Genomic DNA, 25522 nt, shown 5'->3' on the forward strand with positions numbered 1-25522 from the left:
AGCTGTGGCCACATTCAAGGCGATCCGGATCGACAAGGCGGACAAGGGCACCACTGCCGCGCTGACGCAGTTCGATGAAGCCGAGCTGATGGACGGCGACGTCACCGTCCGCGTGGAATGGTCGACGCTGAACTACAAGGACGGCCTCGCGCTCACCGGCAAGGCGCCGGTGGTGCGCCGCTTCCCGATGATCGCCGGCATCGACTTCGCCGGCACGGTCGAGCAATCCTCGCATCCGCAATGGAAAGCGGGCGACAAGGTCGTCTGCACCGGCTGGGGCATGGGCGAGACCCATCTCGGCGCCTATGCCGAGATGGCACGGGTGAAGGGCGACTGGCTGGTCGCCTTGCCGCAAGGCCTGTCGGCACGCGATGCCATGGCAATCGGCACCGCCGGCTTCACTGCGATGCTCTCGGTGCTGGCACTGGAGAAGCACGGTCTCTCGCCGAAGAGCGGCCCTGTGGTGGTGACGGGTGCTGCCGGTGGCGTCGGCTCGGTCGCCACCGCCGTGCTCTCGAAGCTCGGCTACCACGTCATCGCCTCGACCGGCCGCGCCTCGGAGGCCGACTATCTGAAGCACTTGGGAGCAGCCGAAATCATCGACCGCAACGAATTGTCGGCGCCGGCTAAGCCGATCGCAAAGGAGCGCTGGGCGGGTGGCGTCGACAGCGTCGGCTCGACCACGCTGGCGAATCTGCTCTCGATGACGAAATACGGCGGGGCCATCGCGGCCTGCGGCCTGGCCGCCGGCATGGACCTGCCGTCATCCGTCGCGCCTTTCATTTTGCGCGGGGTGTGCCTTCTCGGCATCGATTCCGTGATGTGCCCGATCGAGCCGCGGAAAGCCGCCTGGCAGCGCCTGGCGTCAGATCTGGATCGAACGAAACTGTCTGAAATCACTCACGAAATTCCTCTTGATCAGGTTTCGGAGTGGGGCGCAAAAATCCTGGCCGGCCAAGTCCGCGGCCGCATCGTGGTAAAAATTGTCTAATGGCGTTCAGACTTTACCAACCAAGCTGCTTCAATGTCGCCATGGTTAGTATGGTAAGCAGCGGGTAAAGAGATAAGGCATCGCCCGCCGCGGGGGTTAGTTCGGAGTTGAGCATGCTTGCGCGTATTGTGTTGGGGGCTGTCACGGCGGCAGCAACGTTTGCGCCGGCCCTTGCCGGAAGCATGAACGCCGACGAGGCGCGTCGCTTCGTGGCAGGCAAAGTGTTTGCCTTCACCTGTTTCGACGGCACCCGCGGCGCGGGCCGCATCCTGGACGATCTCGGCGCCGCCGGTGCGGTGCAGTTCTCCGGCGCGGGCCCGGTCAAGCATCTCCGCCTGCCCGGCAATACGCTCCAGATCCGTGGCCAGAATGTCTGCGCCTCGATCAAGGGCATTCCATTCGAGCCTTGTTTCAACCTGGAAAAGACCGACGATCGCAGCTTCCGCGGCTCGGTGTCGGGGATGGGCTTCGCCTATTGCGACTTCCATCACCAGGGCGGCAACCAGATGCTGATGGCGCGCGCTGCGGCGCGCCCGCGCTCGCTGCACAGGACAGAGCACACCGGTTCCGTCGGCGCGTCCAACACCGAAGTTGCCGCGCGCGTCGAGACGCCGCGTGTCGAGAGCAGCCGGCTCGAGCCGGTGAAGTCGGAGCCCGCCAGGAACGAGGGCCCGCTGGAGCTGCGCCGTTCCACCCAGTGAGTCGGCTGCACGGGATAGCCCGCGCACTTTGTCGTTGAAGACGTTCATCGAACGCCAAGCCGCCGCGCCGTAGTCATACGGACGGCGGCTTTCATGCGTTGGTAGCTGTTCGCGCGCCAGTTTGCGGACGGCCGGGGGGGCGCGGCCCGATAAAAGGGTTCAACGATGTCGCTGTACTTTTTCCGCATCAGCACCGGTCGCTATTCCGGCGCCGCCGACCAGCCGTACGAGTTCGACGATCGCACAGCCGCCTGGACCGAGATGACCGAGGTCTGCGCCAATCTGCTCGGCGGCATCGCGCGCAGCCTGAAGCCGAACGCCGAATGGTGCATGGAGCTGCTCGACGAGGACAAGAAGCCGGTCTTCCGCATCAGTCTCGTCGGTGAGAGCGTAACGGGTCCTATCACTGCGTGTGATTAACCTGTTAAGCGCGCATACCGTGCTGAAATTCAAGGGGTTTTCCTACCGATCCCGTATTTGCCGGGAGGCCGCGTTAACCAAATTGGAATGGTGAACGCATACTTTTTGGACAAGGGCGATCAACGCCGAGGGCGGCTGGCAATGACTCGGCCGCGCATTCCCTAGGGGGAGCATGCCCATGTTGAGCCTCGTTCAGAATTTGCGGATTGGGACCAAGCTGGCGATCTCATCGGCGGTCGGCATCCTCCTGGTCCTCGCGATGATAGCAGGTCAGGTGATCGGAAACGGCAACGTGCGCCGGTCCAGCCAGACGGCGTCCGAGCAGCAGGAGCTCGCACGCGAGGCAGTCGAATCCAAGCTCGCGGCGCGCGCCATGCAGCTCGCCGCACGCGACATCCGCCTCGCCAATAATTCAGATGAACTGCAGAAGGCGCGCGACGCGCTGGTCGAACGCGCCGGTCATTTGGTGAAGCTTGCCGACGCAATGCTCACGCTCTCGCACGTGCCGGAAAACCGCGCGAGGATAGAGAAGCTCAAGGTCCTCACGGCGAACTACCTCAAGGGAGCTCAGCAGCTCGCATCCGTGCGCGGTGCCGCCGTGGCTCTCACGGGCGAGGATGCCGCTACTCGCCTCGCCAAGCTCGTCGATGAGGGGACGCGTCTCGCCCGCGAGGTCACGTTGCCGATCGCAGGCGAAATAGACCAGGCTGCCAATCAGATTGCCGACGTCGCCAGGCACAGAAGCGAAGAGGAGATTGCGGCCTCCGCGCGGGAGATGGCGTCCAGCGAGCATATCGCAATGGTCGTCGGCGCTTTCACGGCGCTCGTCCTCCTCGGCTCCTGGCTCACGTCGTTCCTTACCATCGCACGGCCGATCCGCGCGCTCACGGTGGCCATGGACAAGCTCGCCGGCGGCGACTTTTCCGTGGTGCTGCCCGGTCTCGGCCGCAAGGACGAGGTCGGTGGTGTCGCGGCGGCTGTCGAGAAGTTCAAGATCGTGTCCGAACAGAAGGCGCGCGAGGAGGCCGAGGCCAAGATCAGGCAGGATCAGGCTGCAGCCGCGCAACGCAAGGCCGAGATGTCCAAGCTGGCCGATGGCTTCGAGGCGGCGATCGGCGAGATCGTCGATACCGTGTCATCGGCCGCGACTGAACTGGAAGCGTCTGCGTCGACGCTCACGTCGACTGCGGCGCGCGGACAGGAGCTCACCACCATGGTTGCTGCCGCCTCCGAAGAGGCGTCCACCAACGTGCAGTCGGTGGCGTCGGCGACCGAAGAGCTGTCGTCGTCGATCACGGAGATCAGCCGCCAGGTGCAGGAATCCGCGCGCGTCGCCAGCGAAGCGGTCAGCCAGGCCCGCACCACGACCGACCGCGTCGGCGAATTGTCGAAGGCGGCGGCGCGGATCGGCGACGTGGTCGAGCTGATCAACACCATCGCCGGCCAGACCAATCTCCTGGCGCTCAATGCGACCATCGAGGCTGCGCGCGCCGGCGAGGCGGGCCGCGGCTTTGCCGTCGTCGCCTCCGAGGTCAAGGCGCTCGCCGAGCAGACTGCGAAGGCGACCGGCGAGATCGGCCAGCAGATCGCCAGCATCCAGACCGCGACCGAGCATTCAGTCGGCGCCATCAGGGACATCAGCGACACCATTGAGAAGCTGTCGGAGATTTCCTCGACCATCGCGGCTGCCGTCGAAGAGCAGGGCGCGGCGACGCAGGAGATCTCCCGCAACGTGCAGCAAGCGGCAGAAGGCACCCATCAGGTGTCCTCCAACATCACCGACGTGCAGCATGGCGCGAGCGAAACCGGCTCGGCATCCTCGCAGGTGCTGGCGGCGGCGCAATCGCTGTCCGGCGACAGCAACCGCCTCAAGCTCGAGGTCGGCAAGTTTCTCGGCACCGTGCGCGCCGCCTGAACCGCGACATTCCTCGGCAGATCTGCTTGCAACCACCGCGTGACTGCGCGGCGGTTGCGCGCGTTCGTAATTCGACGCCGCGACCCTCGGCGCGCGGGGTTAACTTTCCGGAAAAGCGACGCAGTCATGATTGCCGCAATTTCCCGGATGCTGAGTCGTCCTTCGCGTATTGCGTCTCAATCGTTGGAGCACATTCATGAGTGGCATTTCCATTCGCCTCACTCACAAGGTCATGGCGATCGGACTGTTCGGCCTCATCGGGCTCGTCGCCTTCGGCACGATCTACCAGATTGGCAGCCTCTCCCAGGACACGTCTCGCAACGCCGCCGAAGAGGCGCGCAGGCTGTCCGATCTGAACCAGCGGATCACCCATCAATTGCTCGAAGCGCGCCGGGCCGAGAAGGATTTCCAGCTTCGCCGCGATCAGTCCTATGCGAAGCGTCACGCCGAACTTGCTTCCGACATTACCCACAATCTTGATCGTCTCGGCAGCGCGACGCGTGCGGCAGGGTACGCGGCAGTCGGGGAAAAGGCGTCACTGGTCCGCACCGGGTTCGAGAGATATGTGAGCGAATTCGCGGCCGTCGAACGGGCCGAGGTCAAGCTTGGATTGAACGAGACCCTGGGGTTGTCAGGCTCGTTGCGCACGGCGGTCCACGACATCGAGACCAAGCTCAAGGACGTCGACGATCCGAGGCTCACCAGCGGCATGCTGACGATGCGTCGTCACGAGAAAGATTTCATGTTGCGCCGCGACCCGAAATACCTCGACGCCCTGAAGAAGACGGCTACGGAATTCTCCGGGCAAATCGAGGCTTCGGCGATCCCGCCGGCCGTCAAGGCCGATATCGGCAAGAAGCTCTCCAAATACCAGGACGACTTCGTGGCGTGGGTAGCCGGCGCGCAGGATCTGGCCGCGCACGGCTCGGCGATGTCCAAGGAATTCCGCACCATCGAGCCCGTGCTCGACGAGATCGAAAAGACCGTCAGTCAGCGATATGACGCGGCGAAGGCCGCCGAAGAGTCGATGCGGGCCTCGATCAAGCTGTGGATGTGGGTCGCACTCGGATGCTCCATCCTGCTGGTGGGAAGCGTGTCCTTCTTCACTGGCCGCTCGATCTCGACCGCGCTGATCGCCATGGTGCGGTCGATGACCGGTCTGGCAAACGGTGACACCTCCGTCGTGATCCCCGGCGTCGGCCGCAACGACGAGATCGGCGAGATGGCCGGCGCGGTCGCGGTCTTCAAGACCAACATGGCGGAAGCCGAGCGACTGCGCGCCGAGCAGGCCGAAGCGGACGCGCGTGGGCGAGAGCAGCGCAAGCTCGACATGCAACGGCTCGCCGATACGTTCGAAGGCGCCGTCGGAGAGATCATCGAGACGGTGTCGTCGGCGGCAACCGAGCTCGAAGCGTCGTCGAACACGCTGACCCACGCCGCCGAGCGCGGCAACGGGCTTGCCACCGCCGTAGCGGCGGCCTCGGAGGAGGCGTCCGCCAACGTGCGGTCGGTGTCGTCCGCGAGCGAGGAATTGACCTCCTCGGTCTCCGAGATCAGCCGCCAGGTGCAGGAATCGGCGCGTGTCGCCGACGTCGCCGTCGGGCAGGCCCAGCGCACCAATGCGCGCGTCGCCGAGCTGACCAAGGCGGCTTCCCGCATCGGCGACGTGGTCGAGCTGATCAACACCATCGCCGCGCAGACCAACCTCCTGGCACTCAACGCGACGATCGAAGCGGCGCGGGCGGGCGAAGCCGGCAAGGGTTTTGCGGTGGTCGCGACCGAAGTGAAGGCGCTTGCCGAGCAGACCGCGAAAGCCACCGGCGAGATCGGTCAGCACATCGGTGCGATCCAGACTGCGACAGACGAATCCGTCGGCGCGATCAAGGAGATCGGTGACACCATCGCGAAGATGTCGGAGATCTCGTCGACCATTGCCGCTGCAGTGGAGGAACAGGGCGCCGCCACGCAGGAGATCTCCCGCAACATCCAGCACGCCGCGCAAGGCACTTCCTCAGTGTCGTCGAACATCGCCGACGTCCAGCGCGGCTCCGGCGAGACCGGGGCTGCCTCGGCGCAGGTGCATTCGGCCGCGCAGTCGCTGTCGCAGGAGAGCAACCGGCTCAAGAGCGAGGTCGCGCGCTTTCTGGACTCGGTACGGGCGGCCTGAGGCGGTCGTCCGGTGCATGTGGTGGTGCGTCGTGTTTCGCGTCGCAGCACGAGGTGTCCGTGCAGCAGCACGAGACGGTTGCGGAGAAAATAACGCCCGACGAGACCGACCCGTAGTTTTACGTAGGCTCCTGTTAACGCCTGCTTGCAATTATGGGGCGCAATCTTACGGGATAAGAACCAGCCAGCATTGTTGAACTGACCTTCGCCCGGCCGTCCGTCGTGACGCCTGTGGCGCGGGTGACGTGCGCGCTGCCAGGGTATCATCGGGATTTGTGTGATGTCGAAGTTGTCGATCGTTTTCAAGCTTCTGACCGTGCTGTCGGTCCTCGTTCTGTCGCTCGCCGGTGTCGGCGTGACGGCGATCGGCACCATGCAGAATATCAACGCTCACACGGTCGAGATTGCACAGAGCTGGCTGCCGAGCGTGCGAGCGCTCGGGTCCATGCGCGCAGACATCAACGAGCTGCGCGTCGCGCTCCGTTTGCACCTGATGCAGGACACCGCCGAAGGCAAGGAAGCCGCCGAGAAGCGGCTGGCCGGCTTGCGTGAGCGCATCGAGAAGACGCGCAAGGTCTACGAGCCGCTGATCACGGTCGCCGAAGAGCGCGCGCTCTATGAGCAATGGAGCAAGGCGTGGGGCGAATATCTGAACGGCGTGCAGGAGACGATGGCGCTGTCGCGCAAGAGCGTCGGCCGCTTCCCGACCGACGCCAACGAGATGTTGCAGACCAAGGTCGCCAAGATGGCCCAGGCCGCCGATCCCCTGCTTCAGAAGGGCATCGAGCTCAATAACCAGGGCGCCGAGCTGGAGACCAAGCAGGCGGCCGACAGCTACGCCACGATCTTCCGCGTCCTGGTCGGCATCATCGTGCTGTCAGTCGTGATCGCGATCGGCGCCGCCTATTATCTCGTGCGCGACGTCTCTCGCGGCATCGCCTCGATCATTCGTCCGATGCAGTCGCTCGGCGAAGGAGACCTCTCGGCCGAAGTGCCACATCGCGGCGAGAAGACCGAGATCGGCTCGATGGCGGATGCGCTCCAGATCTTCAAGGAAGCACTGGTTGCCAAGAAAGCCGCCGATGAGGCGGCCGCACGCGACGCCGAAGCCAAGATCGAACGTGGTCGCCGCGTCGATGCCATCACGCGCAATTTCGAGGCCATGATCGGCGAGGTCGTCGAGACCGTGTCTTCGGCCTCGACCGAGCTCGAGGCCTCCGCGGCCACGCTGAGCGGCACGGCGCAGCGCGGCCAGCAACTCGCAACCGTCGTTGCGGCAGCGTCCGAGGAGGCTTCCACCAACGTCCAGGCGGTGGCGTCCGCCTCGGAGGAGCTGTCGTCCTCGATCACCGAGATCAGCCGCCGCGTGCAGGATTCGGCGCGGATGGCCGCGGAAGCCGTCGAGCAGGCGGCGCGGACCAACGATCGCGTCAACGCGCTGTCGCAGGCGGCCTCCCGCATCGGCGACGTCGTCGAGCTCATCAACACCATCGCCGGCCAGACCAACCTCCTGGCGCTGAATGCGACCATCGAAGCGGCGCGCGCCGGCGAAGCCGGTCGCGGCTTTGCCGTCGTCGCCTCCGAGGTCAAGGCATTGGCCGAGCAGACCGCGAAAGCGACCGGCGAGATCGGGGCGCAGGTTGCAGGCATTCAGTCTGCAACGCAGGAATCCGTCAGCGCCATCCAGGAGATCGGCGGCACCATCGAGCGATTGTCCGAAGTGTCCTCGGCCATCGCCGCCGCCGTCGAGGAGCAGGGCGCCGCAACGCAGGAGATTTCCCGCAACGTCCAGCAGGCCTCGCTCGGCACGCAGGAAGTCTCGTCCAACATCACCGACGTGCAGCGCGGCGCGATCGACACCGGCTCGGCCTCGGGCGAAGTGCTCTCGGCGGCGAAGTCGCTGGCGACCGACAGCACCCGCCTGAAGGTCGAGGTCGCGCAGTTCCTGGAATCGGTCCGCGCGGCCTGATCTTTACGCGCTCGCCTGCGGAGCCGGCGGCGGTGCGACCTGCCGCCGGAACAGAATGCGCTGGTACAGCCAGCCGATCGCGACCAGCACGACGCCGAGGCACATGAACGACAACGCGCGGTAGACGCCCGTCAGCGTCGACATGTCGATGACGAAGGCCTTCAGGATCGTCAGCGCGATGACGGCAGCCGAGGCCAGCCGTGCGCGCTCCGAGTTGACGAGAATGCCGACCCCCAGCAACGCCACGCCGAAGGCGAGCCAGCCGATCGAGTAGGTGTATTGCTCGGCGCCCGTCGTCGCGCCGGTGGAGAGGATCGGGCCGTGATAGAAGCGGCGGATCTCCAGCGTGACATAGGCGAGCGCGAACACCAGCGCGCCGCCCGCAATCGTGTTGGCGTAGACCTTGCCGCGCATCCCGACCACTGCGTAGGACAGCAGCAGCATCAGCACGGCCGGCAGCGCATAGCCGAGCAGCAGCAGGTTGAACACGGCGCCGCCGACGTCGATGCGCCAGATCAGCGGGTTCTCCAGGATCAGCAGGCCGAACACGCTGATGAGACCGCCGATCGCCGTCAGCACGACCGCGCCGACATTGTGCACGATGCTGCGGCTGCGCAGCCGCAAGCGCTCCAGCCCGATCGCCATCGCGAGCATGACGCAGACCTGCAGGGCGAATTCGAGCAGCGACGGCGGCGAGGTCATCCGGCCGTTGGTGGCAAAGTGCCGGATCTCCATGAAGGCGAGCAGCGCGGTGAACAGGATCGCCGCGGTCTCGACCATGCGCAGCGGCGCATCGTCGGCGCGGCGGCGCAGGAAGATGCTCGCGGCCCAGAACGAGGCCGCCGGCAGGCCATAGCCCCAGAGCAGCCAGTTGAAGATCGGCGTGGTGCCGACGGCATCGCCGACGATGCGCGGATCGTAGCCGATGCGCGCGGTGACGATGCCGGCGAAGATGGCAGCGAGCCAGCGCAGGAACGGGATTGGCCGCTGCATCAAGATCCAGGCGGTGCCGAGCGACATCAGCGCCAGCGCGATGGTGAGCCAGCCCTTCTCCAGCGCGAAGGTCAGCGCCAGCGCCAGCGCGCCGAGCGTGCCGGTCGCGAACAGGGCGGTGGAGACGGCGACGCCCGGCCGGGTTTCGCGCCGTGTAAGCGCTTCGGTCGCAGCACCGAAGGCGGCGGCAAGCAGCACCGCGAGGATCGCGAACGGGATCGAGCGGTCGAGATGGGCGATGCGGGCGTAGAGCGCGATGAGGATCGCGATCGGCGTGGCGACGGCTGCGGCCGACCACACCACGGGAATGATTGCAGAGTTGGAGCGACCCTGCGCGAGGAAGCCCGCAACGCCAAAGCCGACGGCGAAGATCGCGGCCATCACCAGATGCAGCGTCACCGAGCTGTCGATCGCGGCCGGTCCAACACCTGCGATGGGGCCGCCCGGCAGCACCAGCATGTCGGGATTGGCGCGCACCGCCCATTCGGCGAACACGATGAAGACGGTCGCTGCCGCCGCACCGAGCGCGCCGGTGGCCGCCGGCGCACGCCAGGCGACGAGAAGCGTCGCGCCGACGAGAAGCGTGAACGCGATCAGCGCCAGATCCGCATGTGCGCTCGACAGCACGATCAGCATGGCGCCGAACAGGTAGGCGCCGAGCGAGCTCGATGAGACCGGCTCGATCTCGCCGTCCTCGATGCTGGGGCCGAACATGAAGCCGCAGACGACGAGCAGCACGGCGAGCACGAAGCCTGCGATGACATGGAAGGCGTGCGGCGCGACCTGCAACTCTTCGCTATCCAGGCCCGGGAATATCCAGAGCACGGCAAAGGCGATCGTCGTGACCGCCAGCCAGCGCCACAGCCGGATGCGCGCGAGGCCGAAGCTCGCGGCGGTGACGATGGCGAGATAGATGTAGAGGGCCCAATAATCCGGCTTGCCGCTGGAGACGAGCAGCGGCGTCACGAAGGCGCCGACCACGCCGAGGCCGGCCAGCGCCGGCCCGTGCAGCAGCGCCGCGGCAAGCGTGCACATGGCCACGATGCCGAGCAACACGAAGGCAGTGGCGGGCACGAGGAAGCCGTAGAGCGCATAGGCGGCATAGATGGTCGCAAACGCCACCGCGGTACCTGCGGCGGTGAGGATCGCCGGGATGTTGGCGATCGGCAGCGCCTGGATGTTGGAAATGCTTTCCTTGCGCCGCGACCACTCGCCGGCCCCGAGCAGCGCAGCTGCGAACAGGCCGCCCAGGAACACGCGCACGCCGGGGCCGAGCAGGCCGGCCTCGATCGAATAGCGCACCATGAAGAAGCCGCCCAGCGCCAGTGCCAGGCCGCCGATCCACACTACCCAGCGGGTGCCGAGCTGCTCCTCGAAGCCGGGCGCAGCAGTCGGCACTGGAGGTAGTGCGGCAGCCGCGGGGCTCGCTTCGAGCGGCGGCGGTGAAAGCTCTTCGGTGACGAGTGGCGGCGGCGCCGGTTCGGCTTCGGGCGCAAGCGGCGGCGGCTCGGCGGCCGTCGTCGCGGGCGCGGGGGCCTGCTCCTGCGCGGGCATGAGCGGCGGCGGCTGCACCTGCCGTTGCGCGTAGAACATCTCTTCGAGCGAATTCAGTCGCCGGCGCAGCTCGGCCGCCTGGCTGGAAGCCTTGATCGCGATCAGGAAGGCGGCGATCGCAATGATCCACGCAAAGACGTCAAACGGGCCGTCGAACATAAAGCCTCCAGGCGACCGGCGGGCAGGGGCCGGTCACATAGTATGTCGGGTCAACGCCGGGAGCGCACGCGCAAGCCCGGCGCGGGCCGCTCCTGGAGCACGTCGCGCCGGAAGCGATAGAGCGCCGCCGGCCGTCCGCCCGTCTGTGTCGACATCACCCCGGTCGGTTCGACCAAGGCTTCCATTTCGACCAGGCGGCGGAAATTCTGCTTGTGCAGGTGCCGGCCGGAGATTGCCTCGACCGTATGCTGCAGTTCGGTAAGTGTGAATTCGGGCGGCAAAAGTTCAAAGACGACAGGACGATACTTCAGTTTTGCACGCAGCCGCGCGATCGCCGTGGCGAGAATCCGGCGGTGATCGAACTGCATCGAGGTCCCGAGCGGGGGAAGCGTCTTGCGCGCTAATGCCGCAGGGCGGCCGTCGCGCCGCGCCTCCTCGACCAGCCCGGCCTCGTACAGGAGCTCGTAGCGGTCGAGCACCCGCTCCTCGTCCCAGGCCGCCCCGTCGAGGCCGAAATAGAACCGCACGCGATCCCTGCGCGGCAGCGCGCGCGTCGTCTCCGGCGTCTCCTCCGCGGCCCATTCGGTCAGCGCGGGAATGATGTCGCGGGCGATGATCGCCGGCGGCTCCTCGCGCCGGTCTTCCCAGGGGAAGAAGCGATACCATGGCGCGAAGCTCGCCGCATTGGCTGCAAGCTCGCCATCCACCGCGCGCGTCAATGCGAGATAACCGATCGACACCATATGCGCGCCGGTGTCGCCAGCCTCGGCATGGCGGCCGCGATCGCCGAAGGTGTAGAGCTGCTCGACATAGCCGAGCCGCAAGCCCGCCTGTTCCTCGACCCAGGCGCGCAGGCCGATGTCGAAGGTGCGATGCGCGAGCGCGTCGAACGGGCCGAACGGCAGGCCGGCAAGCCCGTCATTGCCGCGCGCGGTGAGGATCAGCGGCTCATGCCCCTCGATCGCGACGATCGCCGCGGTCAGGCCGATCTCGATCGGCGTCAGCAGCGTCTCGCTCATGCGGCTGATATCGCGGGGGTTGCGGAAAGAATGTCTTCGTTGGTTGAGCAGATCTCGCCGCGGACTCGCTGTAACCTCTCCCGCTTGCGGGAGAGGTCGGCGCGTAGCGCCGGGTGAGGGCTTTCTCCTCTAGGGGGGTGTCCCAATGCGGAGATACCCCCACCCCAACCCTCCCCCGCAAGCGGGAGAGGGAGCGCACCTGCGGTGTCGCGCGCAGCTGTCATTCGAGCTCGATCACGAAGGGGCGGCCCTCGACCATCATCGCGCCGGGGCCGATCTCGTCGAGCGCGCGCAGCATGCGACCGTCGCGTCCCAGCGCACGATCGGCAAGGCCGACGATGCGCCGGTTCGGCGAGGCGATCGGCGAGGCCGAGCGGATCTTCCTGGCGATCTCGAGCTCGTCGCGGTTCGGATTGAGCGCGCACACCGCCGCAAACGCGCTCGCGGTGGAGCGGCTGATGCCGGCATAGCAATGCACCACCAGCGGCGCACTGCGGTCCCAGCCGCGGACGAAGTTCAGCACCTGATCGATATGGGTCTCGGACGGTGCCACGAAACCGTCCATCTCCTCGGTGATGTCATCCATCGAGACCTTGAGATGGTTGGCGGGCAGCACGGACACCGGCCGTGCCACCTGCTCGACATTGGCCATCACGGTCAGCACGTGGCTGGCCCTGGTAAGGCGGACGGTTTCGGGAAGCGCGGCGAGGGAACAGACGTGGATCATGGGGGACCTTTTTGCCGCCGAGTATAGCCGGTGCCGTAGGGTGGGCAAAGCGGAGCGTGCCCACCACCTTTGTCGCAAACGCGAAAGGACGTGGGCACGGCGCAAGTGCACCTTTGCCCACCCTACGGCACCTACGCGAACACCGCGCCAAACCGCTCCAGAAACTGCTTCTCGGCCCGGGCCGCAGTCCACGGCGTCAGATAGTCGCGCCGGACGCTGTCGGAGAGGCCGGGATCCTTGCCGAACAGGCGCCGCGCCTCGCTTTCGCTGAAGCCGGCAAGCTCGGTCGCTTCCAGATAGGCCGCCCCGCGATCGGCGGCCTTGATCGCCAGCGTGACCTCCTCGGGCAGCACCGGTGGCAGTCCGAAGCGGACATGGATGGCGCCGAGCAGGCGTTTCTCCACCGCCTTGTAATGGCCGTCGAGCACCGCCTTGAACGGAGAGATCATGTCGCCGATGACATATTCGGGCGCATCATGCAGCAGCGCTGCGAGCCGCATGCGCTGGTCGACCCGCGGCATCTCGTGCCGCATCACGGTCTCCACCAGCAGCGTGTGCTGCGCGACCGAAAAGATGTGCGTGCCAACGGTCTGCCCGTTCCAGCGCGCGACGCGCGCCAGCCCATGGGCGATGTCGGCGATCTCGACATCGAGCGGGGAGGGATCGAGCAGATCGAGCCGCCGTCCCGACAGCATGCGCTGCCAGGCGCGGGACGCCACGTCGCGTGCAGTCTTCTTCGCCGTCATTTGACCTTGAGGCGCGGCTTGCGCTGCGTCTTGCTGCAGCTGGCGTGACAGTGGCAGTCGACGAGGTGGTCGTTGACCATGCCGGTCGCCTGCATGAAGGCATAGACGATGGTCGGGCCGACGAATTTGAAGCCGCGCGAGGATAGATCCTTCGAGATTTGCACCGACAGCGGCGTCGAGGCCGGCACGCTCGCGGTGGTCTTGAAATGATTGACCTTGGGCCTTCCGTCCATGAAGTCCCACAGCAGTTTCGAGAAGCCGGGACCCTTCTCCATGATGTCGAGATACGATCTCGCGCTCGCGATCGTGCCGTCGATCTTGGCGCGGTTGCGCACGATGCCGGCATCGTTCATCAGCGCGTGCACCTTCTTGGCATTGTAGCGCGCGATCTTCTCCGGCTGGAAATCGTCGAAGGCTTTGCGGAAATTGTCGCGCTTGCGCAGGATCGTGATCCAGGACAGGCCGGCCTGGAAGCCGTCGAGGATCAGCTTTTCGTACAGCGCGCGGTCGTCATATTCCGGCACGCCCCATTCGGTGTCGTGATAGGCAACATAGAACGGGTCATCGCCCGGCCAGGGGCAGCGGGTCTTTCCGTCGGGGTGCAGGCGGGGAGCGCGGCTCATGCGATGGGTTGCTTGGCTGGAATGCGAACGACGTCCGGTTCCGCAAGCTTCAAGACGAGGCCGCCTGCGGTGAGGGGCTGGCCGGCATCGAGCGCGTCTGCGACACGGTCGATGCGCACCAGCGCAATGCCCTTGCCGCCGGATGTCGAGCCGATGGTGCCGACCGGCTTGTCGCCGGCAAGAATGGTCGCGCCGGCCTCGGGCGAGGGACCATCGAGCAGCACCTTCACGGTGCGGGTACGCGCGGTGCCGCGATGCTGCATGCGCGAGACGACCTCCTGGCCGACATAGCAGCCCTTGTCGAAGTCGACGCCGGCAAGACGGTCCATGTTGGTCTCGTGCGGAAACGCATCGCTGTACATGAAATCAAGCCCGCCGCGCGGCACGCCGAGCGCGATGCGGTGCGCCTCGTATTCGGCGGCGTCGACCAGCTCGGCCCCGATGAGGTCGGAGAGTTTCTGTTTGAGATCCTCAGGGATCAGGATGCGGGTGCCGAGCGCTTCGTTGCGAGGATCAGCGAAGGCGAGGTCCGGCTGCGCCGCAGGCTGGCCGTCCCATGCGGCGAGCACGCCGAGATCAAGGTTTTCCACCGTGACCTTGGCGCGCAGCTTGTAGAATTTCAGCTTGGTGGCGAAGCTCTCGGCCAGCGCTTTGGGGCAGTCGATCAGGAACCCGCCGCCGTGACCCGCGGGGACTTCCGTGATCAGGAAATCCACGATGATCTTGCCCTGCGGCGTCAGCAGCGCGCCGAATCGCCCCAGCCCCGGTTTCAGCCTGTCGAGGTCGGTCGTGACCAGGCCGTTGAGGAAGTTGCGCGCATCCTCGCCCGCGACCTTGACCACGCCCCGGTCGGGAAGAAACGCTGATTTCATGCGAAAATCTCTTGCGACATGTTGCTCCGGAACGTAAGCCCGCGAGGCATAAACGACAAGACCTCGAGCCCTGCGCTTGGGGATGAGAAGGGCCTTCAGCCATGACCCAGCGTTTCGATGTGATCCTCAAAGGCGGCACCGTCGTCAACCAGGACGGCGAGAATGTTCGCGATATCGGCATCACCGGCGGCCGCATCGCCGAGCTGGGGCCATTGTCGCAGGCCTCGGCCGCGGAGGTCATCGACTGCAAGGGCCTGCACATCCTGCCCGGCGTGATGGACACGCAGGTGCATTTCCGCGAGCCCGGGCTGGAGCAGAAGGAAGACCTCGAGACCGGTTCGCGCAGCGCCGTGATGGGCGGCGTCACCGCCGTGTTCGAGATGCCGAACACCTCTCCATTGACCGTGACTGAAGCCACCTTCACCGACAAGGTGAAGCGCGCCCATCACCGCATGCATTGCGATTTCGCCTTCTTCATCGGCGGCACCCGCGAGAACGTGCAGGACCTGCCGGTGCTCGAACGCGCGCCTGGCTGTGCCGGCGTCAAGGTGTTCATCGGCTCCTCGACCGGCGCGCTGCTGGTGGAGGACGACGAAAGCCTGCGCCGCATCTTCCAGGTGATCCGCCGCCGCGCGGCCTTCCATGCCGAGGACGAATACCGCCTCAACGACCGCAAATCGCTGCGCATCGAGGGCGACCCGCGCTCGCATCCGGTGTGGCGCGATGAGACCGCGGCGCTGATGGCAACGCAGCGCCTGGTCAAGCTCGCGCACGAGACCGGAAAGCGCATCCACGTGCTGCACATCTCGACCAAGGAAGAGATCGAGTTCCTGCGCGACCACAAGGACGTCGCCTCCTGCGAAGCGACGCCGCACCACCTCACGCTGGTTGCCCCCGAATGCTACGAGCGGCTCGGCACGCTCGCGCAGATGAACCCGCCCGTGCGCGGCGCCGATCACCGCGCCGGCATCTGGCGCGGCATCGAGCAGGGCATCATCGACGTGCTCGGCTCCGACCACGCCCCGCATACGCTGGAGGAGAAGCAGAAGACCTACCCGGCTTCGCCCTCCGGCATGACCGGCGTGCAGACGCTGGTCCCCCTGATGCTCGATCACGTCAATGCGGGCCGGCTTTCTCTGGCGCGCTTCGTCGATCTCACCAGCGCCGGCCCCGCGCGCCTCTACAACATGGCCTGCAAGGGCCGCATCGCCGCCGGCTACGACGCCGATTTCACGGTCGTCGATCTGAAGCGCAGCGAGACCATCACCAACAAATGGGTGGCGTCGAAAGCTGGCTGGACCCCCTATGACGGGTTGCGCGTCACCGGTTGGCCCGTCGGCACCTTCGTCCGCGGCCGCCGCGTGATGTGGCAGGGCGAGCTGGTGACGGCCTCGCAGGGCGAGCCGGTGCGGTTTCTGGAGACGCTGAAGCAGTAGCTTGCCGCGCTCGTTGTGATCCGTCATCCTGTGGTGTGCGCCATGCAATGCTCTTGCATTGCATGGCAAGCCTCGAAGGATGAGCGGCCCCGCTAGTGGCCGTGCCCTTCGAGGCCTCCGCTACGCTCCGGCACCTCGGGGTGACGGGGATAGTATGCGTATGATGGGAGACTATCCAATGAGCCAAAGTGCCCTCATCGCCACCGAACAACTTGCCGTCATCCTCGGCGATCCCAACCTGCGCCTCTACGATTGCACGACCTACAACGAGCCGGTGCCGCCGGGCAGTGACGTACCGTATCGCGCAGTCCCCGGCGACAAGTCCTTCGCCGCCGGCCATATTCCGGGCGCCGATTTCCTCGACCTGCAAGGCGAGTTCGCCGACACCTCCGCGCGCCCCCTCTTCATGATGCCTGATGTCGGCCAGTTGGAGGCCGCCTTCGGCCGCCATGGCCTCGATGCGAGCAAGACCATCGTGCTCTACAGCATCGGCACGATGATGTGGTCGACGCGGTTCTGGTGGATGCTGCGTTCGCTCGGCGTCGATGCGCTGGTGCTCGACGGCGGCTTCGACAAATGGAAGGAGGAGGGACGTCCGGTCGAGACGGGCGCACCGAAAGGCTATCCGGCCACGACCTTCAAGGCCACGCCGCGCGCGGGCTTCTTCGTCGACAAGAATGTCGTGAAGGCACGGATCGGTGATCCCTCGACGGCAATCGTCAACGCTCTCTTGCCGCAATTTCACCAAGGCCTCGAGCCGAGCCGCTACGGCCGGCCGGGCCGCGTGCCCAGCAGTATCAACGTTCCCGCCCCATCGCTCGTCAATGCCGACAAGACGCTGACGAGTCTTGCGGATGCGGAAGCAAAGTTCGTCGCCCAGGGCGTCACGCGCGACAAGACCGTGATCTGTTATTGCGGCGGCGGCATCTCGGCGACGATCAACCTCTTGCTGCTGACGCAGCTCGGCTACGACAAGCTGACGCTCTACGACGGCTCGATGGGCGAATGGGACCCTTCGTTCCCGATCGAGACGGATTAGGTGGGCGGCTCTTACCCTCCCCTGGAGGGGGAGGGTCGCTTCACGTCGAGCGAAGCGAGAGGTGAAGCGGGGTGGGGTGATCTCTCCACTCGGGCACCGGCTCTGAGGAGAGACTGTCACCCCCGCTCGCGCTGCGCGCGATCGACCCTCCCCCTCCAGGGGAAGGTAAGAAAGTCAGGAACTTTTTTCCTTGGTTTGCATCCAATGTCCGGAACCAATGGAGATAAGGTGCCCGCCATGCCAGGGACCGCAGCCGGCCTGTCCGCCGGCCTCAGGACATCGGAAGTCGAGCTGATCGAGCGCGCGCGGCGCCGTGACGAGGCTGCGCTCCGCGAGATCATGCAGGCCAACAATCGCAGGCTCTATCGCCTCGCGCGCGGGATATTGCGCAGCGACAGCGAGGCCGAGGACGTGGTTCAGGAAACCTATGTCCGCGCCTTCACGCATCTCGATGGCTTTCTGGGTGAAGCCGCGCTGTCGACCTGGTTGTCGCGCATTGCGATCAACGAGGCGCTCGGGCGCTTGCGCAGTCGGAAGCCGCAGGTCGAGCTGGGATCGGTGCCGGAGGCAACGCTGGAAGCACAGATCATCCAGTTTCCCCTTTCGTCCGCCGCAACCGATCCGGAAAAATCCATGGCCCAACGCGAGATCCAGCGTGTCGTCGAACACGCGGTCGATGAATTGCCCGATGCCTTCCGCATGGTCTTCATCGCGCGGGTGATGGAGGCCATGAGCATGGAGGAGACGGCCGAGCTGCTCGGCATCAGGCCCGAGACCGTCAAGACGCGCTTGCACCGTGCGCGCACCCTGCTGCGCGAGAACGTCGAGAAGAAGATCGGCCCCGTCGTGATGGACGCGTTTCCGTTCGCCGGACAGCGCTGCGAGTGCCTGACGGAGGCGGTGCTCAGGCGCCTTGGCATCGGCTCATGATTTTTCGGGAACGTTCGCGCAAAACGCCCATCCAATCCCTGTGAAGCAACGCGCCGGCCAACGTCCGGCACCACAGGAGCATCGAGCCATGTTCACCCGACGGAGCGCGGCGATCGCCGCGGCCATTCTGTTGTCGAGTCCCGCGCTGCTGCAAAGCGCCGGCGCAGCCGACAAGCCCACCGATCCCCAGATCGCCCATATCGCCTACACCGCCGGCGTGATCGACATCAACGCGGCCAAGCAGGCGCAGAAGAAGGCGAAGAGCAAGGACGTCAAGGCGTTTGCCGAGGACATGCTGCGCGACCACGAGGCCGTCAACAAGCAGGCGCTCGCGCTGGTCAAGAAGCTGAACGTCACGCCTGAGGACAACGACACCAGCAAGGCGCTGTCGAAGCAGGCGAGCGACAAGCTGGCCGAGCTCGACAAGCTGGACGGCGCCGCCTTCGACAAGGCCTACGTCGCCAACGAGGTCGCCTACCACAAGGCGGTCAACGGCGCGCTGGAGATCCAGCTGATCCCGTCCGCGAACAATGCCGAGCTGAAGAGCCTGCTACAGACGGGCCTGAAGATCTTCCAGGGACACCAGCAGCACGCCGAGCACGTCGCGGCCGAGCTGAAATAGGGGAGTGGCAATGATGCCGGAGCGACTGGCTTCGATCGCCATAGCACTTGTCCTTGCGGCGATGGTCGCGCCGGCACACGCCGCGACGATCGAGATCACGATGGACAATCTCGTGATTGCTCCGGCCGAGGTATCGGCGAAGATCGGCGATACCATTACCTGGATCAACAAGGACGTCTTCGCCCACACCGCCACGGCGAAGAACGGCGACTTTGACGTGACGCTGCCGCCGAACAAGTCGGCGACATCGGTTCTGAAGAAGGCGGGAGTGATCGACTATTACTGCCGCTATCATCCCAACATGAAAGCGACGCTCAAGGTCGAGCCGTGAGGGGAGGGAGCAGGTTCCTGATCGCCGCGGGAACATCTCCCGGCCGCCGCGAGACTAATGCTTGTCCGCGGCAAGCGGCTTCCGTGCGATAAACGCGGCAGACTTCGCGAAGGCTTTCGCCAAATCCGTTCGCAAAGTCATTCATCCGTTGACTGGCCCCGCCCGCGTGGCGGGGTCATTTTCGCGGAAAGCTTACTGCCTCGCGAGCGTGACCGAGAACTCGCCGTTGCGGATGCGACCCGGAAAACCCTCGACGAACTTTGCGACCGCGTCCTCGCCATAGGTGCCGACGAGCTCGGCGAAGGCCGCAAACAAGCTCGCCTGCGCCAGGCAATCGCCGTCGACGCCCTCATGGCGCGCTTCGGCCCAGGCCTCGTTGAGATAGCTCAGTGCGGCCTGCTTCTGCTCGTGATCGGGCAGCGGCGCGCGGTCGGGGGCGTAGGAAATCGGCTGGCTCATGAAACTCGATCGGGGCTGGGGCGCGATCCACGGCGATGCGCTGTGCGAGAAGGTGTAGCACGCGCATTAACGACCGCTAGGCCACATCTTTAAGAACGGTTAACGGCTGTGAACAAAGTCGATGACAGGGTTCCACCGGCTGCCCAACCCTCATGGTGAGGAGGCGCGTCAGCGCCGTCTCGAACCATGGAAGGTCCCGCTGCCGCAGCTGGGCCTTCCATCCTTCGAGACGCGCGTTCCGCGCTCCTCAGGATGAGGAGTTACGGCTGAGAGTGCGGTTGGCGAGAGCTCAGTTTGCGTAGCGCGCCGTCAGATCGCGCGAGATCTTCGAGCCTTCCTCGATATAGCGGCGGATCGCCACCGTCGCCGCCGGCGTGCAGCTCCGATAGGTCTGCTGAAAGCCGTTATAGCCGCGGTTGAAGCCGGCGATCATGCGGGTGCGGCGCTCCCCGGAGGGGGTTTCGGCATCGATCAGCGCCTGCATCTCGTTGCGCCATTTGTTGCCCTCGTTGGACCCGCAGATGCCGCGCAGATAGTGCAGCCCGCCGAGGATCTCCGCCAGCCGCTGCAAATCGCCGTCAAACGGCGCCGCCCCGTCCTGGGCCCTCGCGGGTCCGGAGGCGCAGGCGAGAATCAGGGCAAAAATGGCCAGAAATCGCGTGGACATCGGCGGGGTGTATGCCTCTTCGAGGCTGTTGACGCAAGGCGACGCGAGGGCGGTACGCTCCCTCTCCCGCTTGCGGGGGAGGGCTGGGGAGGGGGTGTCGCCGCGGGCGAGAACCCCCCAAGAGGAGAAAGGCCCCACCCGCCGCGCTCTTGCAAGCGCGTCGACCTCCCCCGCAAGCGGGAGAGGTGCAGCGGAGCCCGGAGCTGGCTTCAGGTTATTACGAGCCGCGCGGCGGACTGGATGACCTCGTCCAGCCCCCCGGTCAGCTTGAGGTCGCCGAGGCCCGCCAGAGCGTCGGGGGCGATCCAGCGGTAGTCGTCGAGCTCGTCGTTCAGGATCGGCTCCCGGGCCACCCAGCGGGCGGCAAACGACATGATCAGATAATGGCCGGCACCGGGCGCGGCGGGCAGCACCTCGCGCCAGCCGGCGAGGCCGACGATCGCGATGTCGAGCCCGGTCTCCTCGTCGACCTCGCGGCTCAGGGCCTGATGCAGCGATTCGCCGAATTCGACCCGGCCGCCCGGGAGCGAATAGAAGCCCTTGGCGGGCGAGCGGGCGCGGCGGGTCAGCAGCACCTTGCCGTCGCGGAAAATCGCGGCGCTGACGGCGAGCTGGGGATGGGTGGGCTGGACGACCGAAGCCATTTTCTTGAAGGACCTGGTTCTTGAAGGCCTAATTCTAAAGGACCTGGCTCAGTTCGCCATGATGGTGTCGACGTCGGCTTCCGCCCCGCCATTGATGATGCCGCCGCAGGCGGCGATCAGCGGCTTGACCCAGAGCGTGGCCTGCTCGGCGAGGCGGACGCGGGTCGTGTCCTTCTCGACCTCGCGCATGGCCGAGCCGACCGCGGTCAGGATCGAGGTCATGGTATCGGTGATGTGGTCGAACTGGGCGCGCACGTTGGGGTTGGCCTTCTCATAGGCCTCGATAGCCAGATCCCGCGCCTTGAAATTCGACGCCGTGAAATGCTCGGCATAGGACAGCGGCGACCAGGTCAAGAAATCTTCCGCGCATTCCGGCATGTCCGGAACCATTTCCAGCAGCATCACGGCTTCATTGAAATGGTTGAGATAGTCGGTGGCAAGCCCGGTCCGCGGGTTGATATTGGCCACGCGCAGCCGTTCGGCCCAGTCGGCGGCCTCGGGGCCCGTCTGTGCATGCGTCCGCGCGGGTTGGGAGGCCGTTGAGCTCATCTGCCGCAGTGTTAACGTTCGGGGTTAAAAGGACCTGAACGGACCCTATATAGACACCCTGGGATGTGTGGACGCTTCGTCATAACTTCGGCCCCCGCGGCTTTGCGGCAACTGTTCGGCTATGTCGAGCAGCCCAACTTCCCGCCCCGGTACAATGTCGCCCCGACACAACCGATCCCGGTCGTGTTGATGGAGAATGGCGCGCGCCATTTCCGCCTGATGCGCTGGGGATTGCTGCCGGGCTGGGTCAAGGACCCCAAGGGCTTTACGCTCCTGATCAATGCCCGCTCCGAGACGGTGCTGGAGAAGCCCGCCTTCAAACGCGCGATTCGCCGGCGCCGCGGCCTGATCCCGGCCGATGGCTATTACGAATGGAAGGTGGAGGACGGCCGCAAGCAGCCCTTCTTCATCCACCGCGCCGACGGTGCGCCGCTCGGCTTTGCCGCATTGTTCGAGACCTGGGCCGGGCCGAACGGCGAGGAGCTCGACACGGTCGCGATCGTCACGGCCGCGGCGGGCGAGGATCTCGCCGCGCTGCATGACCGCGTACCCGTCACCATCAGCGAGCGCGATTTCGAGCGCTGGCTCGACATCAGGGGCGACGAGGTCGATGCCATCCTGCCGCTGATGACCGCGCCGCGCATCGGCGAGTTTGCCTGGCACCCAGTCTCCACCCGCGTCAACCGCTTCGCCAATGACGACGATCAGTTGCTGCTGCCGATCAGCGCAGAGGAGATGGCGGCAGAAGCCGGGGCGGCGAAACCAAAGAAGGCGGCGCGGAAGGCGGCGGCCGGGCCGGCGGATGACGGGCAGGGGTCGTTGTTCTAGCCACGCTGCCGTAGGGTGGGCAAAGGCGCAACGCGCCGTGCCCACGATCTCTCTCCTCAACGGGCAGTGGTGGGCACGCTTTCGCTTTGCCCACCCTACGGCAGCGGAGTCTTAAACGACCTCCCTTGCCCTCAGCCCCGCGATCTCCGCCGCATCGAATCCGAGCTCGTCCAGCACGGCATCGGTATCCGCGCCGAGCTCCGGAGCCATCCGGTCCAGCCTGCCGCCGCCATGGGCGAGCTTGAAGCCGCTGCCGGCAAAGCGCAGGCGGCCGTATTGCGTGTCCAGCTGCTGGATCGCGCCGCGCGCCTTGATCTGCGGATGGTCGATCACCTCCTCGACCTTCCAGATGCTCGCGCAGGGCGCGCCGGCGTCCTCAAGGATCGTCTCCCATTCGCGCGCCGGCCTGGCCGCGAGCGCCGCTTCGATGATGGCCCGCAGCGCCGGCTCGTTCTCGTTGCGCGAAAACCAGTCGGCAAAGCGCGGGTCGCTCAGCGTGTCCTCGCGACCGAGCGCGCTCATCAGCGCGCGGTACTGCTTCTCGTTGTTGACGGCGAGCAGGATGTGGCCGTCGCCGCACTTGAACAAATTCGCCGTCGTCCTGCGGCTCACGGCCTGGTTGCCCGAGAGTGTCTGGCGATGGCCGGCGACCGACCAGTCCGCGATCTGTCCCGACAGAAACGCCATCGTCGCCTCCAGCATGGAGACATCAATGAGCTGGCCCTTGCCGGTGCGGTCGCGCTGATACAGCGCGCTCGAGACGCCGAACGCGGCCGTGGCGCCCGACAGCACGTCGCACACCGCAAAGCCCGCGCGCGTCGGTCCCGTCTCGGGATGGCCGGTGATGGCCATGATGCCTGATAGCGCCTGCATCTTGCCGTCATAGCCGGGCCGCAGGCGATCCGGGCCGGTCTGGCCGAAGCCGGAGACCGCGCAATAGATCAGTTTTGGATTGATCGCCGACAGTGCCTCGTAGCCGATGCCGAGCTTGTCCATCACGCCCGGACGGAAATTCTCCATGACGACGTCGACCGATGCCGCGAGCTTCTTCACGATCGCGATCGCCTCCGGCTTCTGCAGATCGAGCGTCAGGCTGCGCTTGTTGCCGTTGACGGCCTGGAACGCCGGCGCGAGGCCGCGGTCGGCCCATTCGCGGCTGAGCGGGGTGCGGCGCATGTCCTCGCCCTCGCGCCGCTCAACCTTGATGACATCGGCGCCCAGCAGCGCGAGCTGGTAGCTGGCATAGGGGCCGGCCAGCACTTGCGTGAAATCCAGGATCTTCACGCCCTCGAACGGTCGCGTCACGTCGCTCTCCCCTTGTTTGTTTTTGTCGGAGGACGTCAGGCGGCGCGGTTGCCGCGCGCGATCTCCTTCTGCTTGTCGAATTCGGCGCGGCGGCGGGCCAGCTCTTCCGGCGACAGCTGCGCGACGTTGTTGTAGTCGAGCTTCCAGGAGGCGTCCTCGCTCCAGCGCAGCGGCGACTGCATCGTCGTCTGCGGGCCGCTCGCGCTCTCCAGCAGCTTGAGCGCCAGTTCCAGCGTCTGCGCCTGCGAGGCGACGTCGTGTGGCTTGCCGGCGGAATTGCCGAGCGGGAAGTCGGAGAACAGGAAGCGCGGCACGGCGGCGTGCTCGATGATGTCCTTGGCGCAGCCCATCACCACGGTCGGAATGCCGTTGGCCTCGAGATGCCGCGCCACCAGCGCCGTGGTCTGGTGGCAGACCGGGCAGTTCGGCACCAGCACCGCGACGTCAACCTTGTCCGCAAGGCAGCGCGCCAGGATGTCCGGCGCGTCGGTGTCGAGCGTGACGCGATGGCTGCGGTTGGTCGGCGCGCCGAAGAACCGCGGGGCGACCTCGCCGATGCGGCCGGCGGCGGACGCCTTCAACAGCTGCGGCAGCGGAAACCAGGTGCCGTTGTCGGTCGCCGAGGTGTGCTTGCGATCGTAGCCGATATGCGAGATGCGCAGATCGTGCTCTTTCGATGTGTCGCCGTCATAGACCTGGTAGAACTTTGCGCTGCCGTTGTACGCCGCGCCCGGTCCCTGGTCGCCCTTGGCGGGATCATACGGCGCAGCGGTTGTGATGATGGTCACGCGCGACTTGGCCAGCGGCTTCTTCAGCGGCTGGAACGGCGCCTCGGTGTAATGCGCCCAGCGATACGCGGTGGTGTAGCCAATCGCCGCGTAATAATCGCGGGTGCGCTGCATGTAGGGGACGGGGGAGTCGTAATCGGGCGCAAAGCCGAATTCGTCGTCGCGCGGCGCGGACATGGCGCGTCTCCTGGTTCTTGGTTGGCGACAGATTAGAGATAGTTTTGGGGTTGCTCAACGGGGGGAGGGGAGATGCAGGCCTGAATTGCAGATGACGATGGTGCGGCACGCGCGGTGCCACTTACCCTCCCCTGGAGGGGGAGGTCGGCTCACATTGAGCGCGGCGAAATGTGAGACGGGGTGGGGTGACGGTCTCACCACATCCAACAGTGCCCGGGTGGAGAGATCACCCCACCCCGCTCGCGCTTCGCGCGATCGACCCTGCCCCTCCAGGGAGGATAAGTCACCTGAACACGTGCAATGCCGCATATTGCAGCAGCATGATCGCCTTGGCGTCGATGATGCGGCCGTCGGCGATCATCGCCAGCGCCTCGTCGATCGAGAGCTCCAGCACCTCGATGTCCTCGCCCTCGTGCTCGAGGCCGCCGCCGTCGCTGACGCGCATCTCAGGCTCGTACTCGGCGACGAAGAAATGCAGTTTTTCGGTGATGGCGCCGGGGCTCATGAAGGCCTCGAACACCTTGTGGACGTGGTGCAGGCGATAGCCGGTCTCTTCCTCGGCCTCGGCGCGGATGCGCAGCTCGGGCTCGGCGTTGTCGAGCACGCCGGCGGCGGCCTCGATCAGGAGATCGTCGTAGCCGCGGATGAAAGCCGGCAGGCGGAACTGGCGCACCAGGATCACGGTGCGCCCGGCGCGATTATACGGCAGCACGGCGGCGGCGTTGTCGCGCTCATAGGTCTCGCGGTGCTGCGTCTGCCACTCGCCGCTGGCGCGCCGATACTCGAACGTGGTGTTCTTCAGCGTGGTCCAGCCGTCCGAGAGCACGCGGACGTCCTTGATGCGGACGCGGTCGGAAATGGTCATGAAGCCTCTCTGTTTTTCACCTCGCCC

At 65.9% G+C, this 25522-nt stretch carries 25 protein-coding genes; 12 read left to right on the forward strand and 13 right to left on the reverse strand.

Annotation, left to right across the window (positions count from 1 at the left end; translation table 11 throughout):
• Window positions 1–4 precede the first annotated feature (4 nt).
• From GGD67_RS19845 to GGD67_RS19870, 6 genes are all read left to right on the forward strand, one after another.
• A complete protein-coding gene (locus GGD67_RS19845) occupies window positions 5–991 on the forward strand; it encodes an MDR family oxidoreductase (protein WP_018323365.1) in 987 nt (328 codons plus the stop codon).
• A 113-nt stretch (window positions 992–1104) separates the two neighbouring features.
• Window positions 1105–1692, forward strand: coding sequence for a hypothetical protein (locus GGD67_RS19850; protein ID WP_018323366.1), 588 nt, complete (start codon window positions 1105–1107; stop codon window positions 1690–1692).
• 165 nt (window positions 1693–1857) lie between these two features.
• On the forward strand, window positions 1858–2112 hold the full coding sequence (locus GGD67_RS19855) for a DUF6894 family protein (RefSeq protein ID WP_018323367.1): 255 nt from the start codon (window positions 1858–1860) through the stop codon (window positions 2110–2112).
• A 178-nt stretch (window positions 2113–2290) separates the two neighbouring features.
• Window positions 2291–4027 carry a methyl-accepting chemotaxis protein gene (locus tag GGD67_RS19860; protein ID WP_179735231.1) on the forward strand — a complete coding sequence of 579 codons (1737 nt, stop codon included), beginning with the start codon at window positions 2291–2293 and terminating at the stop codon, window positions 4025–4027.
• A gap of 196 nt (window positions 4028–4223) precedes the next feature.
• Window positions 4224–6194, forward strand: a complete 1971-nt coding sequence (locus GGD67_RS19865) for a methyl-accepting chemotaxis protein (RefSeq protein ID WP_179735233.1) — start codon at window positions 4224–4226, stop codon at window positions 6192–6194.
• Window positions 6195–6473: 279 nt separating this feature from the next.
• A complete protein-coding gene (locus GGD67_RS19870; RefSeq protein WP_179735235.1) occupies window positions 6474–8162 on the forward strand; it encodes a methyl-accepting chemotaxis protein in 1689 nt (562 codons plus the stop codon).
• Window positions 8163–8165: 3 nt separating this feature from the next.
• Here GGD67_RS19870 and GGD67_RS19875 read toward each other — a convergent pair whose 3' ends face one another.
• From GGD67_RS19875 to GGD67_RS19900, 6 genes are all read right to left on the reverse strand, one after another.
• Window positions 8166–10868: a DUF2339 domain-containing protein gene (locus GGD67_RS19875; protein WP_179735237.1), complete on the reverse strand. Its 2703-nt coding sequence runs from the start codon at window positions 10866–10868 to the stop codon at window positions 8166–8168.
• Window positions 10869–10918: 50 nt separating this feature from the next.
• A complete protein-coding gene (locus GGD67_RS19880) occupies window positions 10919–11887 on the reverse strand; it encodes an NrtR DNA-binding winged helix domain-containing protein (protein ID WP_177237510.1) in 969 nt (322 codons plus the stop codon).
• A gap of 220 nt (window positions 11888–12107) precedes the next feature.
• Entirely contained in the window at window positions 12108–12614 is a 507-nt protein-coding gene (locus tag GGD67_RS19885; RefSeq protein ID WP_018323373.1) for a tyrosine phosphatase family protein, read from the reverse strand.
• A 131-nt stretch (window positions 12615–12745) separates the two neighbouring features.
• Window positions 12746–13360, reverse strand: a complete 615-nt coding sequence (locus GGD67_RS19890) for a YfbR-like 5'-deoxynucleotidase (RefSeq protein ID WP_018323374.1) — start codon at window positions 13358–13360, stop codon at window positions 12746–12748.
• On the reverse strand, window positions 13357–13983 hold the full coding sequence (locus GGD67_RS19895) for a DNA-3-methyladenine glycosylase I (protein ID WP_018323375.1): 627 nt from the start codon (window positions 13981–13983) through the stop codon (window positions 13357–13359). The genes GGD67_RS19890 and GGD67_RS19895 overlap by 4 nt, the downstream gene beginning before the upstream one ends.
• On the reverse strand, window positions 13980–14855 hold the full coding sequence (locus GGD67_RS19900; RefSeq protein ID WP_179735239.1) for a folate-binding protein YgfZ: 876 nt from the start codon (window positions 14853–14855) through the stop codon (window positions 13980–13982). The genes GGD67_RS19895 and GGD67_RS19900 overlap by 4 nt, the downstream gene beginning before the upstream one ends.
• Before the next feature lie 101 nt (window positions 14856–14956).
• On the opposite strand from GGD67_RS19900, the gene GGD67_RS19905 reads away from it, so the two are divergent.
• The 5 genes from GGD67_RS19905 to GGD67_RS19925 all read left to right on the forward strand — a co-directional run bounded on the left by GGD67_RS19905 (window position 14957) and on the right by GGD67_RS19925 (window position 19213).
• Complete coding sequence (locus GGD67_RS19905) at window positions 14957–16291, forward strand: dihydroorotase (protein ID WP_179735241.1); 1335 nt, start codon at window positions 14957–14959, stop codon at window positions 16289–16291.
• 178 nt (window positions 16292–16469) lie between these two features.
• Window positions 16470–17330: a sulfurtransferase gene (locus tag GGD67_RS19910; protein ID WP_179735243.1), complete on the forward strand. Its 861-nt coding sequence runs from the start codon at window positions 16470–16472 to the stop codon at window positions 17328–17330.
• Window positions 17331–17567: 237 nt separating this feature from the next.
• Complete coding sequence (locus GGD67_RS19915) at window positions 17568–18260, forward strand: RNA polymerase sigma factor (RefSeq protein ID WP_179735245.1); 693 nt, start codon at window positions 17568–17570, stop codon at window positions 18258–18260.
• A gap of 88 nt (window positions 18261–18348) precedes the next feature.
• Entirely contained in the window at window positions 18349–18882 is a 534-nt protein-coding gene (locus GGD67_RS19920) for a DUF4142 domain-containing protein (RefSeq protein ID WP_179735247.1), read from the forward strand.
• Window positions 18883–18892: 10 nt separating this feature from the next.
• Entirely contained in the window at window positions 18893–19213 is a 321-nt protein-coding gene (locus GGD67_RS19925; protein ID WP_179735249.1) for a cupredoxin family copper-binding protein, read from the forward strand.
• Window positions 19214–19405: 192 nt separating this feature from the next.
• Here GGD67_RS19925 and GGD67_RS19930 read toward each other — a convergent pair whose 3' ends face one another.
• The 4 genes from GGD67_RS19930 to GGD67_RS19945 all read right to left on the reverse strand — a co-directional run bounded on the left by GGD67_RS19930 (window position 19406) and on the right by GGD67_RS19945 (window position 21532).
• Window positions 19406–19672, reverse strand: coding sequence for a hypothetical protein (locus GGD67_RS19930; RefSeq protein WP_018323382.1), 267 nt, complete (start codon window positions 19670–19672; stop codon window positions 19406–19408).
• Window positions 19673–19961: 289 nt separating this feature from the next.
• Window positions 19962–20339 (reverse strand): TIGR02301 family protein, encoded by a 378-nt coding sequence (locus GGD67_RS19935; RefSeq protein WP_018323383.1) that lies wholly within the window; start codon window positions 20337–20339, stop codon window positions 19962–19964.
• A 209-nt stretch (window positions 20340–20548) separates the two neighbouring features.
• Complete coding sequence (locus tag GGD67_RS19940) at window positions 20549–20983, reverse strand: NUDIX hydrolase (protein ID WP_179735251.1); 435 nt, start codon at window positions 20981–20983, stop codon at window positions 20549–20551.
• A gap of 48 nt (window positions 20984–21031) precedes the next feature.
• A complete protein-coding gene (locus GGD67_RS19945) occupies window positions 21032–21532 on the reverse strand; it encodes a hypothetical protein (RefSeq protein WP_018323385.1) in 501 nt (166 codons plus the stop codon).
• A 63-nt stretch (window positions 21533–21595) separates the two neighbouring features.
• Between GGD67_RS19945 and GGD67_RS19950 the strand changes: the two genes are divergently transcribed.
• Complete coding sequence (locus tag GGD67_RS19950; RefSeq protein WP_179735254.1) at window positions 21596–22360, forward strand: SOS response-associated peptidase; 765 nt, start codon at window positions 21596–21598, stop codon at window positions 22358–22360.
• Between the two features lie 111 nt (window positions 22361–22471).
• Here the strand turns inward: GGD67_RS19950 and GGD67_RS19955 are convergent, their stop codons facing one another.
• The 3 genes from GGD67_RS19955 to GGD67_RS19965 form a co-directional block, all read right to left on the reverse strand.
• A complete protein-coding gene (locus tag GGD67_RS19955; RefSeq protein ID WP_018323387.1) occupies window positions 22472–23665 on the reverse strand; it encodes a CaiB/BaiF CoA-transferase family protein in 1194 nt (397 codons plus the stop codon).
• Window positions 23666–23700: 35 nt separating this feature from the next.
• Entirely contained in the window at window positions 23701–24630 is a 930-nt protein-coding gene (locus tag GGD67_RS19960) for a glycine reductase (protein ID WP_092262485.1), read from the reverse strand.
• A 283-nt stretch (window positions 24631–24913) separates the two neighbouring features.
• Entirely contained in the window at window positions 24914–25495 is a 582-nt protein-coding gene (locus GGD67_RS19965) for an NUDIX domain-containing protein (RefSeq protein WP_179735257.1), read from the reverse strand.
• Window positions 25496–25522 lie beyond the last annotated feature (27 nt).

The organism is Bradyrhizobium sp. IAR9 (assembly GCF_013408065.1).
In the GTDB taxonomy this organism is placed as follows: domain Bacteria; phylum Pseudomonadota; class Alphaproteobacteria; order Rhizobiales; family Xanthobacteraceae; genus Bradyrhizobium.